Origin of the sequence: Pseudonocardia yuanmonensis (genome assembly GCF_039542425.1) — a bacterium.
Lineage (GTDB): Bacteria > Actinomycetota > Actinomycetes > Mycobacteriales > Pseudonocardiaceae > Pseudonocardia > Pseudonocardia yuanmonensis.
The window spans coordinates 88,929-101,927 of sequence record NZ_BAABIC010000010.1; the positions used below are offsets into that span (position 1 = coordinate 88,929).

The 12,999-nt window shown below is 76.5% G+C and carries 18 protein-coding genes; 8 read left to right on the forward strand and 10 right to left on the reverse strand.

Annotation, left to right across the window (positions count from 1 at the left end):
• The first annotated feature begins 119 nt into the window (after positions 1 to 119).
• From ABD990_RS16290 to ABD990_RS16300, 3 genes are all read left to right on the forward strand, one after another.
• A complete protein-coding gene (locus ABD990_RS16290) occupies positions 120 to 1,586 on the forward strand; it encodes a protein adenylyltransferase SelO (protein WP_345381364.1) in 1,467 nt (488 codons plus the stop codon).
• Between the two features lie 68 nt (positions 1,587 to 1,654).
• A complete protein-coding gene (locus ABD990_RS16295; RefSeq protein WP_345381365.1) occupies positions 1,655 to 1,795 on the forward strand; it encodes a hypothetical protein in 141 nt (46 codons plus the stop codon).
• A 187-nt stretch (positions 1,796 to 1,982) separates the two neighbouring features.
• Positions 1,983 to 2,483, forward strand: a complete 501-nt coding sequence (locus tag ABD990_RS16300) for a class I SAM-dependent methyltransferase (protein ID WP_345381366.1) — start codon at positions 1,983 to 1,985, stop codon at positions 2,481 to 2,483.
• A gap of 19 nt (positions 2,484 to 2,502) precedes the next feature.
• On the opposite strand, the gene ABD990_RS16305 is transcribed toward ABD990_RS16300, so the two are convergent.
• Positions 2,503 to 3,885 carry an MFS transporter gene (locus tag ABD990_RS16305; RefSeq protein ID WP_345381367.1) on the reverse strand — a complete coding sequence of 461 codons (1,383 nt, stop codon included), beginning with the start codon at positions 3,883 to 3,885 and terminating at the stop codon, positions 2,503 to 2,505.
• 75 nt (positions 3,886 to 3,960) lie between these two features.
• Between ABD990_RS16305 and ABD990_RS16310 the strand changes: the two genes are divergently transcribed.
• The gene (locus ABD990_RS16310) at positions 3,961 to 4,299 is read left to right on the forward strand and encodes a DUF3140 domain-containing protein (RefSeq protein WP_345381368.1); all 339 of its coding nucleotides are present in this window, start codon (positions 3,961 to 3,963) and stop codon (positions 4,297 to 4,299) included.
• Positions 4,300 to 4,312: 13 nt separating this feature from the next.
• Here ABD990_RS16310 and ABD990_RS16315 read toward each other — a convergent pair whose 3' ends face one another.
• Positions 4,313 to 4,540: a hypothetical protein gene (locus tag ABD990_RS16315; protein ID WP_345381369.1), complete on the reverse strand. Its 228-nt coding sequence runs from the start codon at positions 4,538 to 4,540 to the stop codon at positions 4,313 to 4,315.
• A 77-nt stretch (positions 4,541 to 4,617) separates the two neighbouring features.
• Positions 4,618 to 5,460 carry a helix-turn-helix transcriptional regulator gene (locus ABD990_RS16320; protein ID WP_345381370.1) on the reverse strand — a complete coding sequence of 281 codons (843 nt, stop codon included), beginning with the start codon at positions 5,458 to 5,460 and terminating at the stop codon, positions 4,618 to 4,620.
• 105 nt (positions 5,461 to 5,565) lie between these two features.
• Here ABD990_RS16320 and ABD990_RS16325 point away from each other — a divergent pair, with 105 nt between their 5' ends.
• Both ABD990_RS16325 and ABD990_RS16330 read left to right on the forward strand, forming a co-directional pair.
• Positions 5,566 to 5,775, forward strand: a complete 210-nt coding sequence (locus ABD990_RS16325; protein ID WP_345381371.1) for a hypothetical protein — start codon at positions 5,566 to 5,568, stop codon at positions 5,773 to 5,775.
• Between the two features lie 134 nt (positions 5,776 to 5,909).
• The gene (locus ABD990_RS16330; RefSeq protein ID WP_345381372.1) at positions 5,910 to 6,479 is read left to right on the forward strand and encodes a hypothetical protein; all 570 of its coding nucleotides are present in this window, start codon (positions 5,910 to 5,912) and stop codon (positions 6,477 to 6,479) included.
• Positions 6,480 to 6,556: 77 nt separating this feature from the next.
• Here ABD990_RS16330 and ABD990_RS16335 read toward each other — a convergent pair whose 3' ends face one another.
• Positions 6,557 to 7,189 carry a hypothetical protein gene (locus ABD990_RS16335; protein WP_345381373.1) on the reverse strand — a complete coding sequence of 211 codons (633 nt, stop codon included), beginning with the start codon at positions 7,187 to 7,189 and terminating at the stop codon, positions 6,557 to 6,559.
• A gap of 129 nt (positions 7,190 to 7,318) precedes the next feature.
• Here ABD990_RS16335 and ABD990_RS16340 point away from each other — a divergent pair, with 129 nt between their 5' ends.
• A complete protein-coding gene (locus tag ABD990_RS16340; protein ID WP_345381374.1) occupies positions 7,319 to 7,981 on the forward strand; it encodes a hypothetical protein in 663 nt (220 codons plus the stop codon).
• Between the two features lie 30 nt (positions 7,982 to 8,011).
• On the opposite strand, the gene ABD990_RS16345 is transcribed toward ABD990_RS16340, so the two are convergent.
• Complete coding sequence (locus tag ABD990_RS16345) at positions 8,012 to 8,500, reverse strand: DUF4383 domain-containing protein (RefSeq protein ID WP_345381375.1); 489 nt, start codon at positions 8,498 to 8,500, stop codon at positions 8,012 to 8,014.
• Positions 8,501 to 8,753: 253 nt separating this feature from the next.
• Here ABD990_RS16345 and ABD990_RS16350 point away from each other — a divergent pair, with 253 nt between their 5' ends.
• Positions 8,754 to 9,521: a hypothetical protein gene (locus tag ABD990_RS16350; protein WP_345381376.1), complete on the forward strand. Its 768-nt coding sequence runs from the start codon at positions 8,754 to 8,756 to the stop codon at positions 9,519 to 9,521.
• Between the two features lie 31 nt (positions 9,522 to 9,552).
• Here ABD990_RS16350 and ABD990_RS16355 read toward each other — a convergent pair whose 3' ends face one another.
• From ABD990_RS16355 to ABD990_RS16375, 5 genes are all read right to left on the reverse strand, one after another.
• A complete protein-coding gene (locus ABD990_RS16355) occupies positions 9,553 to 9,819 on the reverse strand; it encodes a DUF6158 family protein (RefSeq protein WP_345381377.1) in 267 nt (88 codons plus the stop codon).
• A gap of 38 nt (positions 9,820 to 9,857) precedes the next feature.
• Positions 9,858 to 10,517 (reverse strand): DUF2231 domain-containing protein, encoded by a 660-nt coding sequence (locus tag ABD990_RS16360; protein WP_345381378.1) that lies wholly within the window; start codon positions 10,515 to 10,517, stop codon positions 9,858 to 9,860.
• Positions 10,518 to 10,614: 97 nt separating this feature from the next.
• Complete coding sequence (locus ABD990_RS16365) at positions 10,615 to 11,370, reverse strand: DUF3618 domain-containing protein (RefSeq protein ID WP_345381379.1); 756 nt, start codon at positions 11,368 to 11,370, stop codon at positions 10,615 to 10,617.
• Positions 11,371 to 11,379: 9 nt separating this feature from the next.
• Positions 11,380 to 11,784 (reverse strand): phage holin family protein, encoded by a 405-nt coding sequence (locus tag ABD990_RS16370; protein WP_345381380.1) that lies wholly within the window; start codon positions 11,782 to 11,784, stop codon positions 11,380 to 11,382.
• Positions 11,785 to 11,945: 161 nt separating this feature from the next.
• The gene (locus tag ABD990_RS16375; protein ID WP_345381381.1) at positions 11,946 to 12,773 is read right to left on the reverse strand and encodes a hypothetical protein; all 828 of its coding nucleotides are present in this window, start codon (positions 12,771 to 12,773) and stop codon (positions 11,946 to 11,948) included.
• Between the last annotated feature and the right edge of the window lie 226 nt (positions 12,774 to 12,999).

Consider the following 12,999-nt stretch of genomic DNA (forward strand, 5'->3'; position numbering starts at 1 on the left):
AGCTCGTGGGTGACCTGCGTCTTCCCCACCCCGAAGGTCCCGTTCACCCAGACGATCCCGCGTCGCATCCTGCCGCGCACGATCGGCACCCGGCCGGGGCCGGGGTTAGCCTCGGACCCATGAGTCTCGCGCTCGGGTCGTTGTTCACCTTCGACAACTCCTACGTCCATGACCTGGGCGAGCTGTGCGTGCCGTGGGAGGCCGCACGGGCCCCGGAGCCGTCCCTCGTCGTGCTCAACGACGAGCTGGCCGCCGAGCTGGGCGTCGACGCCGAGGCGCTGCGCGCGCCCGAGGGAGTCGCGGTCCTGGCCGGGAACGCGAAGCCGGAGGGCGCCGCGTCCGTGGCGATGGCGTACGCCGGGCACCAGTTCGGCGGGTACGTCCCGCGCCTCGGGGACGGGCGGGCGCTGCTGCTCGGCGAGGTGCTCGACAGCCGGGGCCGGCGCCGCGACCTGCACCTCAAGGGCTCGGGGCGGACGCCGTTCGCGCGCGGTGGCGACGGGAAGGCGCCGCTCGGGCCGATGCTGCGCGAGTACGTCGTCGGCGAGGCGATGCACGCGCTCGGCATCCCGACCACGCGCGCGCTCGCCGTCGTCGGGACGGGCGAGCAGGTCGTGCGGGACCGGATGGAGCCCGGGGCGGTGCTGACCCGGGTCGCGGCCAGCCACATCCGCGTCGGGACCTTCCAGTTCGCCGCCGCCACCCGGGACACCGGCCTGCTCCGCCGGCTCGCCGACCACGCCATCGCCCGCCACCACCCGGCCGCGGCCGAGGCCGACAACCCGTACCTCGCCCTGTACACGGGCGTGGTCGAGGCGCAGGCCGCGCTGCTCGCGCAGTGGATGCTCGTCGGGTTCGTGCACGGCGTCATGAACACCGACAACATGACGATCTCGGGCGAGACCATCGACTACGGCCCGTGCGCGTTCATGGACGCCTACGACCCGGCCACGGTGTTCAGCTCGATCGACCACGGCGGCCGCTACGCCTACGGCAACCAACCCGGGATCGCGCAGTGGAACCTGGCCCGGTTCGCCGAGGCCCTGCTCCCGCTCCTCGACGAGGACACCGACGCCGCGATCAAGGCCGCGACCGACGTGCTGCTGTCCTTCGCCGACCGCTACGAGCGGCACTGGCGGACAGGGATGCAGGCCAAGCTCGGCTTGGCCGACGACGCCGAGGACAAGGCCCTCGTCGACGACCTGTTGACGCTGCTGCAGGAGCAGAAGGTCGACTTCACGTCGTTCTTCCGGGCGTTGTCGCGCGCCGTGGCCGGTGATCCGGAGCCGGCGCGGGCGCTCGCGGGGGAGGGCTTCGACGCCTGGGCGCAGCGGTGGCGGGCGCTCCTGCCGGACCGTCCGGGACCCGAGATCGCCGCGGCGATGGACCGGGTCAACCCCGTCTACGTGCCACGCAACCACCTGGTGGACGAGGCGCTGACGGCCGCCGTGGCGGGCGACCGCGCTCCGCTGGACCGGCTGCTCGACGTGCTCGCCCGGCCGTTCGAGGAGCGCCCCGGCCTCGAGGCCTACGCGCTCCCGGCCCCGCCGAGCTTCGGCTCCTTCCGGACCTTCTGCGGCACCTGAGTCCTGTGACGCACGCCCGGTTCCGCCCGTGATGCGTGGTTCCGCGCGTCGCGGGGTACCCGGGGCCCATGCCGATCGTCGAGAAGGTCAAGCGTTTCCTGCAGAGCCCCAACGGTCGCCGGCTCACCGAGCAGGGCCGGCGGCTCGCCGCCGACCCACGCAACCGGGAGCGGGCGCGCGGGATGCTCACCCGGATGCGCCGGCGCTGAGTGACGGACCGGGGCGGCAGTCGCATCCGTGCGACTGCCGCCCCGGCCTGTTCGCAGCCTGATCGCCGGAGCCGGACCGGTTCCCGCGGGATCTCGCGATGCCGCTGCGTCCCTGACAACTCGGGCGCGCGAAGCGGACGGACCGCCGAGACCTCCTGACCCTGCGCCGACGCGGCAGGATGGCCACGTGCCCGTTCCCGAGCGTGTCGCCTGGGCCGTGGACCTGCTGGATCCCCGGGCCGGCGAGCGGATCCTGGAGGTCGGCCCGGGGCCGGGCGTGGCGGCGGACCTGGTGTGCCGGCGCGGCGCGCGGCTGCTCGCCGTGGACCGGTCGGCGGTCGCCACGGACCGGACCCTGCGGCGCAACGCGGACCACGTCGCGGCCGGGCTCCTCGAGGTCCGTACGGCCGAGCTCGCCGCCCTCGACCTGCCGCCCGGGTCGTTCGACGCCGCCTTCTCGGTGAACGTCAACGTGTTCTGGACGCGGTCCGCCGATCGGGAGCTCGCCGTCCTCCGCGACGCGCTCCGTCCCGGCGGCCGCCTGCACGTCTGCTTCGGGCCCGCCGGGCCACAACCCCCGGCGCGGATCACCGCCGCCGTGGGCGGCGCCCTGCGGGCGGCGGGGTTCGACGACGTCGTCGTCCGGTCCGAGCCCGCCGGCCTCGCCCTGTCCTCCCGGCGGCCCTGACCGGGCCCCGGTCCGTCGATCAGCGTCCCGTCACGGCGTCGCCCGCGGTCCGGTCGAGGAGCAGCGCCGACACCGCGGGGAGCGCGAGCACCACCGCGAGCAGCACGAACGCGACGCGGTAGGGCCCGGCCGCACCGGTCGCGACCGGCACCGCGCCGCCCGCCGCGTGCCCGAGCCGCACGAGCAGGGCGCCGACCGCGACGCCGAGGCCGGCGCCGAGCTCCTGCAGCGTGGACAGCAGCGTGTTCGCGTGGGACATCCGCCCGGCCTCGACGTCCGCGAACGCCACGCTGTTGTAGGCGGTGAAACCGGTCGACCGCGCGACCCCGCTGACCAGCAGCAGGGACACCAGCAGTGGCAGCGGCGTGGTGGGCTGCAGGAACGCCATCGCGACCAGGCAGGCCGCGCCCACCGCGATCGAGCCGAGCAGTACGGTGCGGATCCCGAATCGGCGCATGAGCGGGGTCGTCGCGGGCTTGATCGCGACGTTGCCGACGAACAGCGCGATCACCACCGCGCCCGCCTGCGCCGCCGACCAGCCGAACCCGATCTGGAAGAGCAGGGGCAGCAGGAAAGGGATCGCGGTGATCACAGCGCGGTAGACCGAGCCGCTCGCCGCGGTGACCCGGTAGGTCGCGACCCGCAGGATCCGCAGGTCGACGAGGGGACGTTCGGCCCGGAGCAGGTGCCGCACGGCCAGCGCGAGGCCGGCGGCCGCGACGACCAGGGCGATGACCGTCGCGGGGGAGAAGCCCGAGCCGAGCCCCTCCAGTCCGACGACGAGCGCCGCGACCCCGACCGCGGTGAGCGCGAACCCGGCCCGGTCGAGCGGGGGAGGGCTGTCGGCCCGCAGGCCGGGGACGATCCGCAGCGCCACGGCCAGGGCGGCCAGCCCGAGCGGCACGTTGATCACGAAGATCCAGCGCCAGGAGGCGTACTCGGCCAGCACCCCGCCGACGACCGGGGCGAGCACGGGGGCGAGCAGGGCCGGCCAGGTCAGGTAGGCGATGGCCCGCACGAGATCCGCCTTCGCGGTGGTGCGCAGCACGACCAGCCGCCCGACCGGCACCATCATCGCCCCGCCGGCGCCCTGCGCCACCCGCGCGGCGGTGAGCGCGGTGAGGTTCGGCGCGAGCGCGCACGCCGCCGAGGCCAGCACGAACACCGCCAGCGCCGCGCAGAACACCCGGCGCGCCCCGTACCGGTCCGCCAGCCAGCCGCTCACCGGGATCAGGACGCCGAGGGTCAGCACGTAGGCGGTGATCGCCACGTTGACGTCGACCGGGGCGACCCCCAGGTCGGCCGCGATGTGCGGGGCCGCCGGGGCGAGCACGGTGCCGTCGAGGATCTCCATGAAGAACGCCCCGGCGACGAGCAACGCCAGGCCCCGGTGCAGTGCCACGCGGCAAACCGTAACCGGGCCGGCCGCGCCCCCCGGCGCCCGTGTGAGCCGGGCACCGCGGGGTAGACCCGGGGTATGGCCGAACACGTCGACGACGCCCTCTGGAACGAGTTCCACCGTGTCGTGAACATGACGTCCCGGGAGCTGGAGGACTGGCTGCGGACCGACTCCGCCGACGTCGACGCGGAGGTGGAGCCCGACCACGCCGGCACCCCGAACGGCCGCGAGGTGCTGGCGATCCTCCGCAAGCGACGCGCGGACCTCACCACCGAGGACGCCGACTGCATGCGCCGCGTCGTCGACCGGGTGCTGTCCCAGCGCCGCGAGGACCTCGAGCCCACCGCGGGCCAGGCGGCCTGGCGGCACAAGCTCATGCGCCTCGGCCACGACCCCCTCAAGCCCGTCGGCGCCTAGGGGCGGGGCCTCCTCAGGTCGCCGGGTGCTCGCCCACCGGGCGGGTGCGGCGACGGCGGGTGTACGGCAGCACGAACAGGTACAGACCGCTGGCCAGCAGCACGGCGAGCGGGAGCAGGGGCACGTAGAACACCCACTCGGGCAGTGCTCCGCCCAGGGCCGCGAAGCAGACGACGACGGTCAGGGTGAACGCGAGGGACGTCCAGCGGTGGGTCCGGCGGATCCACGTGTTCCGGGTCATCGGGGCCTCCTCGTCGGCGGACGGCTCCTCCGCGACCTGCGGGGCGTCCGGCCGGGGTCGGTGAACGGCGACACCGGTCACGCTACGAACGGGCTCCGGCCAGGGGCTTCTCGATTCCTGACCGGTTCGTCCCGGGGCGACACCGGCGGCGGGGTCGCCCGGCCCGCGGGCCCGGCGTCCGTGAGGAGCCCGGACCGCTGCGCCCAGAGCACGGCCGCCAGGCGGTCGTGCACACCGATCCTGTGGTAGACCGCCTCGAGGTGCTTGTGCACGGTGCGTTCGGTGATCGCGAGCCGGCGCGCCACCGTCCCGGCGGTGAGGCCGCAGGCCACCAGGACGAGGACGGACGTCTGCCGCGGGGTCAGCCGCACCTCGGTCGCGACCTCGCGGTGCGCCCGGGCCAGGGCCGCGGCCTGCCGGTCGAGCCCGCGGACCAGCCGCCACACCGACCGGGCGAACGTCTGCTCCTGCGGTGTGAAGGGATCCGCGCGGACGATCGAGAAGGCGCGGTGGTGGGGATGGGGCACGCCCAGGGGGAGCAGGATCTGGTGGGCGAAGCCGCCCGGGCCGGCGAACTCGTGCCAGGCGTCGCGGACCCGCCGGTCCGCGAACCGGTCCGGCACGTCGGCCAGGTGGACCGGTTCGGCGTCGTCCGTGGCCGAGTAGTAGCGCAGCAGCGGGTGCTCCCAGCCGCCGTACGCGGCCGTCCACTCGCGGATCTCCCGGTCCAGCCCGCCGAAGGAGCCGTCGTCCGGCCACAGGCGGAGCACGCCGGGCCCCGGCGGACGGTCGTTGAAGGAGCACCCGACGAGCTCGAAGGACTCCATCAACTGCGCGACGACACGCTCCAGCGGGAAACGGGGTTCCGGATCGTGGAGCATCTCGGCCGCGAGGTCGATCCACGGGCCCGGGTTCGGCATCCGGCCAGCATCGCGAGACGGAGGAGGGCGTCGGCAGGGCCGTTCGGCCGTGCGGCGGCGGTCCTCCGCCGGTTGCCGGCCGGGCGCAGGGGGTAGGCCGGGTGCATGACCGGACCCGACGAGCCCACGCACGGCGACCACGGTGACCAGGTTGATCACGGCGACGACACCGTGCTGCGGGGCGAGGAGATCCTGCACGGCGACGAGATCCTCGAGGGGGAGGGCCCGCAGAGCGACGCGGGGGAGGGGCCCGACGACGACGCCGGCGGCCCCGGCAGCGTGAGCGGCGCGGGCCCCGGCAGCGTGCGCTCCTGACCCATCCCGCGCCCCGACCGGGGACTCCCGGCTTCCCGGGCCGCGCCGTCGTCGTCACGCAGTGTGAGACGCGGCGGGCCGGGTAGCCGGGCGGGGACCTGGCCCGCACGTCCCCCGACGTCCTGGAGAACCCCATGACCCAGCGCAACACCGTCGTCCGCACCCTGCACGAGCTCGGCCTCGCCGCCTGGTTCGGCGGCACCCTCGCCGGGGCCGTCGCCGTCAACGGCGCGGCGGCGCAGGCCTCCGACCCGCGCGAGCGGCTCCGCATCGCCAACGCGGGCTGGGCCCGGTGGACCCCGGTGAACCTGGCGGCGATCGGCGCCCACCTCGTCGGGGCGACCGGCGTGGGCTGGGGCAACAAGGGCCGGGTCGCGGCGCAGAAGGGGGTCGCCGCGTCGAGCGCGGCGATGACCGGCCTGACCGTGGCGGCCATCGCCGTCACCGCCTACAGCCGGATGCTCGGCAAGAAGCTGGAGGCCGCCGAGGGCCAGCCCGTCGAGGGCACCACCGAGCCCGGCCCGGAGACGACCGAGGCGACGAGCGCGGCCCAGCGCCGGCTCCGCGTCTGCCAGTGGCTGGTCCCGGCCCTCACCGGCGCGCTGGTGGTCGTGAACGCGGTGCACGGCGAGCAGCAGCGGCCGAGCCAGCAGCTGCCCGGCCTGCTGGCCCGCCCCGCGCAGGTGCTCGGCCTCTCCTCCTGAACCCACCCCCGGTTCCGACGGCGTCCGTCCGCCCGACTCTGCGGGTCCGGGACGCCGTCGCCCGGGGCCGACCGCCCTCAGCCGGCCGGGTCGTCGGCGCGCCGCTCGCGCAGCCATCCCGAAGGATCGGAGCGGGCCGCGGTGTCGTGCCGGGTCCAGCAGCGGAAGCCCTCCGGGTCACGCCGCTCGAACTCGTCGAGGTAGGCCGCCCGGAGGGAGGCGACGAGATCGAGCTCGGCGGGTGAGCCGGCCCGCTGCAGGTGCCCGCAGCTCAGCCGCCACTGCCGGCACAGCTCGGCCAGCGGGACCGTGTGCGTCGCCGGGCGGCGGGCCCCGACGGGCGGGACCGGGCGCCACCGGCGGACCGCGCCGAGCACGAGCCCCAGCACGAGGGCCAGGGCGGCCGTCGCCAGCAGCCCGCCGACGCCGGCGTGCACCGTGACCAGCACGCCCCGCGCGACCAGGACCAGCGCGACGATCGCCGAGCCGGTCGCCGCGACGATCCGCACGACGTCTCCCGCGGATCGCCGCGGCCCGGCCTGCAGGCACCACACCGCGACGGGCGGGGTCCCGACGACCAGCCCGACGACCGCGGCCATGGCCGCGTCGACGGTGAGCGCCAGACACCCGCGGACCAGCAGCGCCGCGCCGGCCACGGCCGCGGGAGGCCCCAACCTGCGGGTCAGGCTCCGGAGGTTCCCCGACACCATCCCGACCTCCCCCCTCGGTCCGTCCAGGGGCTGCCACGCCCGTCCGGCCCGTCGACCGCGTACCACCGGGGGCCCGCACCATGCCCGGAACGCCGGTTTCCGCCCGTCCGGTTCGGGCACGCTCCGGATGTGATCCGGACGGTGTTCCGCGCCCTCGCCCGGCTGCGAGGGGCCCCCGCGTTCCATCCCCGCGGTGTCCTGCTCGGTGGCGAGCTGCAGATCGACGACGGTGGGTCGGCCGTCGGGCAGGCCCTCGGCCTCGGCCCCCACCGCGTGCTCGTGCGGCTCTCGAAGGGGGCCGGCACGCCGCGCGACCTGCCCGACCTGCTCGGCGTGGCCGTGCGCGTCGAGCCGGACCACGCGCGCGAGGCCCTCGACCTGCTGTTCACCACCTCGACCGCGGGCGGTGTGCTGCTCGCGCCGGCCCGGGGCTGGCGAACCGCGACCTACAGCACCCTGCTGCCGTACGACACCGACGCGGGCCGGATGCGGCTGCTGCTGGAGCCGGAGCCGCGCGAGCCGGACCCGCCCGCGGACCCGCGGGCGGTGCCGGACGCCGTGCGGGCCCGTTCGCTGCGCTTCCGCCTGGTCGAGGCGCCCCTCGGGGCGGCCGCCCGGGCCGTGGCCACCCTCGTCCTCAGCGAGGAGCGGACCGGTCCGGTGGCCTTCGACCCGGTGCTGCACCAGCTCCCGGGGCTGCGCCCGGTGCCCCTGCTCGCCGACCTGCGCGCGCGGGCCTACCGCGGGTCGCGGCGCGGCCGCCGGGCTGCGCCGACGGACCTGGTCCGCTAGGCACCGCCTCGACGGGTCGGCCCGGCATGGTCAGTGGCGCTCGCGCCGGGCCGGTTCCCCGTGCACCGCCGGTTCCTCCCGGTCACCGCCCGGGAAGGACCGGGTCACGCGCCCGAGCGCCAGGACCAGACCCAGCACGGCGAACACCCCGGCGACCACGATCGCGGGGGTGTTCATACCCAGCCAGTCGACCGCCGGGTCGGCGACGCCGAGGATCCCGAACACCACGAACGCGGCACTGACCACGGCGAGCACCCAGCCGTACGCGCGCGCGGAGGACATCCGCGTCGCGCTGATCATCCCGATCACGCCCAGCGCCAGGGTCAGGGCGCTGCGCAGGGGATTGACCTCGAGGCCGAGCAGCGTCGGCTGGCGGCCGTCGGCACCGAGCGGCGAGAAGGCCGGCCAGAACCCGACCAAGCCGTAGATCATCAGCAGGGCTCCGAGGACCAGCGCTCCCAGCTGCACCCAGGGGAAGGGGGCGTGCCCCGGACCCTGCTCCGCGGACCGGTCGGACATGGACTTCCTCCTCGGGACGACGAGCGCGGGTGCGCACGGCACCCTGCGTCCGTCGCGTACCCCGCGCACCGCCCGCCATGCCGCGGGCGCCGGGTCACCCGGTCCGATCCGGGCGGATCCGCCCACCACCCGGCCCGTTCCGCAGCCCCTCGGAGTGTGGCGAGCGGCCGAACCGGACGGCGGGTTTCGCGCCCGTCCCCGCGGGCAGCCGGGCCGCACGCAGGCAGGGGCGCCGAGGGGACGGGGGACGTCGATGCAGGTGCTGGAGAGGCGGACGCTCACCGAGGTGACGGGCGGCGACGGCGGGGCCGAGGCCGCCGCGGACCTGGCCTTCGCCCGGTACACCCACGACTACGACGACGAGGGGCTGGAGAGCGTCCTCGCCCGCGCCCGGGAGCTGCACGCGGAGGCCGCGCAGGCACAGGCGGGCGAGCGGCACCTCGGGCTCGACCATCTCCGGCGGGTCCAGGACCTGGTGCCCGAGGTGCGCCGGCTGGTGCACGACCGCGACCGGCTCGACCGGCTCAGCGACCTCGCCGGGGTGGAGCTCGAGCCCTACCCGATCCCGACCTCGTGCTCCGGCGTCAACTTCTACCGCCCCGGGCAGGCACCGATCGCCCTGCACCGCGACGGCCCCGCGTTCGTGGAGCTGGTGCCGCTGCACGCCGACGGCGGCCAGGAGGGCGGGAGCACGCTGGTCTTCCGGGGCCCCGCGGATGTCGGGGCGGTGCGGGCGGCGCAGGGCGACCTGCCGGCCGCGGAGCTGGAGGCCGTGCCCCAGCGGGTCGGCGCGGCGGTGCTGCTGCAGGGCCGGATGCTGCTGCACACCGCGGAACTGCTCACGGACGGGCACCGGGTCACGCTCGTGCTCTCGCTGCGGTCGCGGGCCGAGCCGTGGAAGGACACCAACACGCTCGGCCGGCTGCTGCGCGACGACCGGCCCGAGGACGTCGCGGAGGCCTGGGAGCACGACGTCGAGACCCGGCAGCTGCCGGCGCTCCGCCGCCACCTGCTGGGCTGACGGCCGCGGCGGAGCGGGGCCGGGGGCGGGCTCAGCCGGAGGCGCTGCCCGGGACCGGTTGGCCGGCCTGCTCGCGGCTGCCGGCCCGGGTGCGGCGCGGGTCCGGCGCGCCCTCCTCGGGGAAGCGGCGCAGGAACTCCGCCTCGAGCTCCAGCATCCGGCGGGTGTGCGCCTCGAGCGCGTCCTCGGAGCCGCCGAGGACGGTGTCGTGGCGCGTCTCGTGCAGGTGGGTCATCTCCCGGCGCAGCACGTCGTCGTCGAGCTCGGCCGGGGGGACGCCGTGGGATCGATCGGTCATGCCCCGCAGCTACCCCGCGGTGTGCCCGGCCATGCGGCTCAGGTCGGGTTCGCCTCGGGCCCGCTGCCCGGGATGGCGCCGGTGTCCAGCGGCGCGTTGTCGGATGCGGTGCCGGGTGCACCGTCGGACGCCACGATGTCCCGCTCGGTCCGCCCCGCCTCGGGGGAGGCCTCGGGCCACCGCCCGACCCCCGATCCCTGGGCGTACGACAAGTGTCCGCCCAGCGCGCCGGAGATCCCCAGCGGCAGCATCCCGACCAGCGACAACAGCGCCCCGGCCCGGTGCCGGCCCTGCCGGCGCGCCGCGTAGGAGGCGCCGAGGAAGGCGCCGGACACCATGTTGCCGGCCGCGTGGAGCAGCCCCACCCGGCGCCGGCGCTCGTCGAGCCCGCTCCAGTCGGCGAGCCCGGTGACCGCCGTCGGGAGCAGGCTGACCAGCGCCGCGCCCACGACCCGGCGGGCCGCCTCCTCCTGCCCGCCCACGGCGTCGAGCAGCACGGCCGAGGCCCAGGCGCCGATCGGCACGGTGACCAGCAGCGGGTGCACGGGGTGTCCGATCCACGAGCCCCGCAGCGGCCCGTCGAGCCGGCTGCCGGTGAGGACCCGGCGCAGCCCGCGCTGGGCCGTGACGGCGGCGTGGTCGGGGATCCGGACGGACTCGGTGGCGCGCAGCGCCCGGACGATCGGTGAGCCGGTCATACCGGCGGCCTACCCGAACGGCGGCGCCGCATACCTTCTCGTTCGCACGGGCCGGCCACCCGGGCGGGGCGCACTCGTCCCCGCCCGGGGCCGGCGGTCAGGACGGCCGGGCCTGCTCCTTGACGGTGCCCGCCGCGTCCTGGGCGCGCTCCTGGACCTGCCCGGCGGCGGACCTGCCCTCGTCGGCCACGGTGGAGGCGGCGTCCTTGGCCGTCTCCTGGACCGACTGGACGGCCTGCTGCGCCGGCTCGCGGAGGTCCTCGCCGACCTCCTTGGCCTTCTCGCCGACCTGCTGCGCCAGCGGCCGGCCGACCTCCATCGCCCGGTCCTTGGCCTGGCCGGCGAGCTCCTGCTCCTTGCGGCTCGCCGGGAGCAGGGAGGACACGAGCCAGCCCGCACCGAACGCGATCAGGCCGGCGGCCAGCGGGTTGCCGCGGGCCTGGCGGCGCACCATGTCCGGGGTCTCGCGGGCGGTGTCGGCGATCGTCGACGCCGCGTCCGACGCCTTGTCGGTCACCGTGTCGGTCATCGCGCTCGCGCGGTCGGACACTGCGCTCGCGCGGTCGGACGCCTCGCCGGCCAGCGAGCGGGCCGTGCCGGCGGCCTGGTGGGCGGTGTGGCGGGCGGACCCGGCCGGGTCGCTGCCCATGACGCTGTCACGCCAGCCGGAGACGCGGTCGCGCACGCGGTCGACGCGGCGCTGCACGACCCGGCCCGGGGTGACCTTCTCGGTCAGGGCGTCGACGTCGCCGCTGAGCCGGTTCTGGGTCTGCTCGATCTGGCGGCGGATGACGTCGGGGTCGTCCGTGCCGTAGGGCGTGGGGTCTGCGGGAGTGCCGTGGGGGGTGGTCATCGGGTCCTCCTATCGGCCCTTGAGGGCGTCGGGAACCTGCTTGAGGGTGTCGACGGTCCGTTCCGGGGTGGGATGGGTGCGCCGTGCGTTGTTGCGGCCGATCACGAAGGCGACCGCCGCGATCACGGCCCAGACGGCGGCGACGATCAGGCCGGCCCACCCGCCGTCCATGACGTTGCTCAGCGCCGCCCACAGGGCGACCGACAGGAACAGCAGCACCATGTAGCCGGCGAACCCGGCCGCGCCGAAACCGCCCGCGGCCTTGCCGGCCTTGCGGGCCTCCTGCTTCAGCTCGGCCTGGGCGAGCGCGAGCTCCTGCCGCATCAGGGTGGACAGGTCCCGCGAGACCCGGCCCATGAGGTCGCCGACCGAGACGCCGGAGACGTCGGGCGGGGCGTCGCTGCGGCCGCCCATCGGGGTCGCCCCCGACGGAGGCGCCGCCGTGGGAGGCGGTGCTGTCGGAGGCGGTGCTGTCGGAGGTGGTGCGACGGGCGGTGAGGCCTGGTCGAACCGTCCGAGATCGGGTGCCGAGTGCCGGCCCGGCACCGGCCCGCCGGGCGGGCCGCCGGGCGCGGTCACCGGATGTCCTGGTCGGTCACGCGCGGATCACCGCGACGGCCCAGCTCGTCGACGTAGTCGCCGACGGTCGTCGAGCCCGGCCGGGGCGCGTGCGCCGGTCCGGGACCCGGGGGCGGGGGCGGCGGGGGTACCACGGGTCCGCCGGTGGGCGGTGTGGGCGCGTTGGGCGGCGCGCCCTGACCGATCGTGCCCGGCCCCGGCGCCACGGGCGGGGTGGACGTCGGCCCCGGGGTCACCGGCGGCGGCGGGACCGGCGGCGCGCCCGGCAGGCCCTCGCCGGCAACCCCGTAGCCCGACGGGATGCCCTGGCCGGTCATGCCCCGGTCGGCCGCCAGGCCCCCCTGCGGCCCGGAGGAGTCCCTCTCGTGGTCGACCACACCGCGCGTCAACCGTCCGACCAGGACACCCGCAAGGGCCGCCCCGGCCAGGAAGGCCCCGGGCCGGCGCCGGGCCACCCGGCGGACCTCCTCGACCAGGTCACCCGGCTCGCGGTCCTGCAGCCAGGACGCCAGGCGCTCGGCCCGTTCCGCGGCCTCGTGGGCGAGGTCGGCGACGGGTCCGCCGTCGCCCGAGCCCGCCATCTGGCGCAGCTGGTCGGCGACCCCCCGCACCCCGTCCGCGGCCTGTCGCTGCGTCGAGCCGGCCTGCTGCTGCAGCCGGCCACGCGCCTCGCCGACGAGGTCCTTCGCCTGCCGCCGGGCCTCGCCCGCGACGTTCCGGGCCTGGTCGGCGGCGGTTCCCGCGACCTGGCCGCCCGCCTCGGCGGCGGTCCGCCCGACGTCGGCGCCCTCGGCCCGGACGGTCTCGCTCGTGCTCTCCGTCACTGCCCGCTCCTCTCGTTCGGAGATGGCCACGGCGGTACCCGAGCCCGGGCTCGGGACACACAGGACGGCCGGACCCGCCGCGTCTATCACCTGGACGGCCGAGCGCGACGGGGCGTGTTCGACCGAACGGGTGGCGACGCCGACGGTCCCGCCGCCGGTGTCCTGCGGCCCCGCCCAAGATCGGCCGAGCGTTTCCACCCCGCCCCCCGCGGGTACGGAGGCCGGA